Origin of the sequence: Soehngenia longivitae (assembly GCF_004684055.1) — a bacterium.
Classification (GTDB): Bacteria; Bacillota; Clostridia; order Tissierellales; family Tissierellaceae; genus Soehngenia; species Soehngenia longivitae.
Genome location: NZ_SRIB01000030.1, coordinates 1 through 1,660, shown reverse-complemented (window position 1 = coordinate 1,660; position 1,660 = coordinate 1). Strand labels below are relative to the sequence as shown.

Sequence of the window (1,660 nt, the reverse complement as noted above, 5' to 3'; positions counted from 1 at the left end):
GATAGTGTCAATTAATTGTTGGAAAACAACTAATAATAATTTTCTAAATAATATTTAGAATAATAGCTCCATAATCATATATTGTAATAATTTGTAATTTTAATTTTACTTTACCTTAATAAACCTAAGGTAATAGGCTATTTTGTACTTGTTTATATTGTATTTTAAATTATATTAAACTTTAAAAACTTGAACTTCTAAGCATATCTTTAAGCCATCTACCTTCTGTCCTTGATATATATGGCATATCTATCATTATATCTGGATTTATATTGTTATATGCTCTTTTTATGCTATTTATTATTTTTTCATCTTGTTTTAGTTTTTTTTCTTCCTTGCTTCTTTCAGTCCTTAGTTTTCTATAATACTCTTTTATACTACCACCATTTGCTTTGTAGGTTCTCATTCGTGCTATTTCATCTGCCCCTATTACACTCCATCCCATTGGTCTTGAACTTAATCTGTCTGATAGTATATGGCTGATATGCCCTTCTGCACTACATCTATATTTTTCTTCTCCAAATAATTTTTGGATTCCTTCCCAATTATTTAATATATATCTTTTAGCTTTTTTCATGCTTTCTTTTTTACTTCCCATCGGTGTTTCTTCTATTGCCAAATTTATTATTTCTATTGTACTTTTTTTATTCCCTGCTTTCATATATTCCCATAGGGCTTCTTCTATACATATTGGATTGTCAAGCCTTCCTAGATGTGCTGTTATTGTTTTTACATACTTACTTAAGTGATAATGATCGAGTACATATTTACTGTCTTTAATTATCTTTGTCCCAGATTTTATCCAGTTTGCTCCGTCTCCAGCTATATATATTTTTTCTACTGAATCTAAATCATATGCTTCATCAATATATGTTGCAACCTCCAACCACATATCTTCTGGATGCATTTCTCCTGTGAAATATCTTATGTTTTCAAGTTTTGTTCTACCTTTATTTACTTCCGTTTTATCATCATATACATAAATTAATCTCATCTCTCTATTATTTCCATTTTGCATTGGAACATGGTCTTCATCAGCTTCTATGTAGATTGTGTTAACCTTTCTCTTTTCTTTTATTTCAAGTTCTAGGTTGTCTATTACTCCATTTTCTCTTATTATTTTCTTTACTGTTTCTCTAGTTATTGGTACAGGTGTTGATAATTTTGCTGCTTTTTCATAGCTTACATTTGCAGCTTTATCTAAAATTTCTCCTTTTAGATTTCCTTCTATTCTTTCATATTTCTCTATGCCTAGCAATTCATCAAGTATATATACATAATTGTTTTTTTCTATGTTTTTATAGTATGACCTTTCAAATTCTAATTCCCCAAACCTAGTAATTAGTGTTCTACTTACTTTACTTTTATGAATATGATATTTCTTACTTCTTTCGGGAGATTTTTTAATAATATCATTTAGTTCATCAATTATTGCTAGCATAGTTTTGGTCCCAATATCATTTACCATTTCTCCTACTGAATCTACGATATTATCGAGGTTTACCTCACCTTCAATAACTTTAATTACACTTTCTTCTATTTCCCTCTTAACTTTTTCAGCTATTAATTGTATAATATTATTCATAGAGAATATTCTCCTTTCTTTATTGTGGTTTTCCAATTACATTATATCAAAAGGAGAATTATTCTCTATATTTTT

Annotated in this window: 1 protein-coding gene; it reads right to left on the bottom strand. The window is 28.1% G+C overall.

The annotated features are described in order from the left end of the window. Positions 1–181: 181 nt before the first annotated feature. Positions 182–1,585: an ISLre2 family transposase gene (locus tag E4100_RS09255; RefSeq protein WP_135271762.1), complete on the bottom strand. Its 1,404-nt coding sequence runs from the start codon at positions 1,583–1,585 to the stop codon at positions 182–184. Positions 1,586–1,660: the final 75 nt, after the last annotated feature.

Excerpts from the sequence above, each read along its gene's own strand:
- E4100_RS09255 (WP_135271762.1), bottom strand. The coding sequence starts at position 1,585 with ATGAATAATATTATACAATTAATAGCTGAAAAAGTTAAGAGGGAAATA.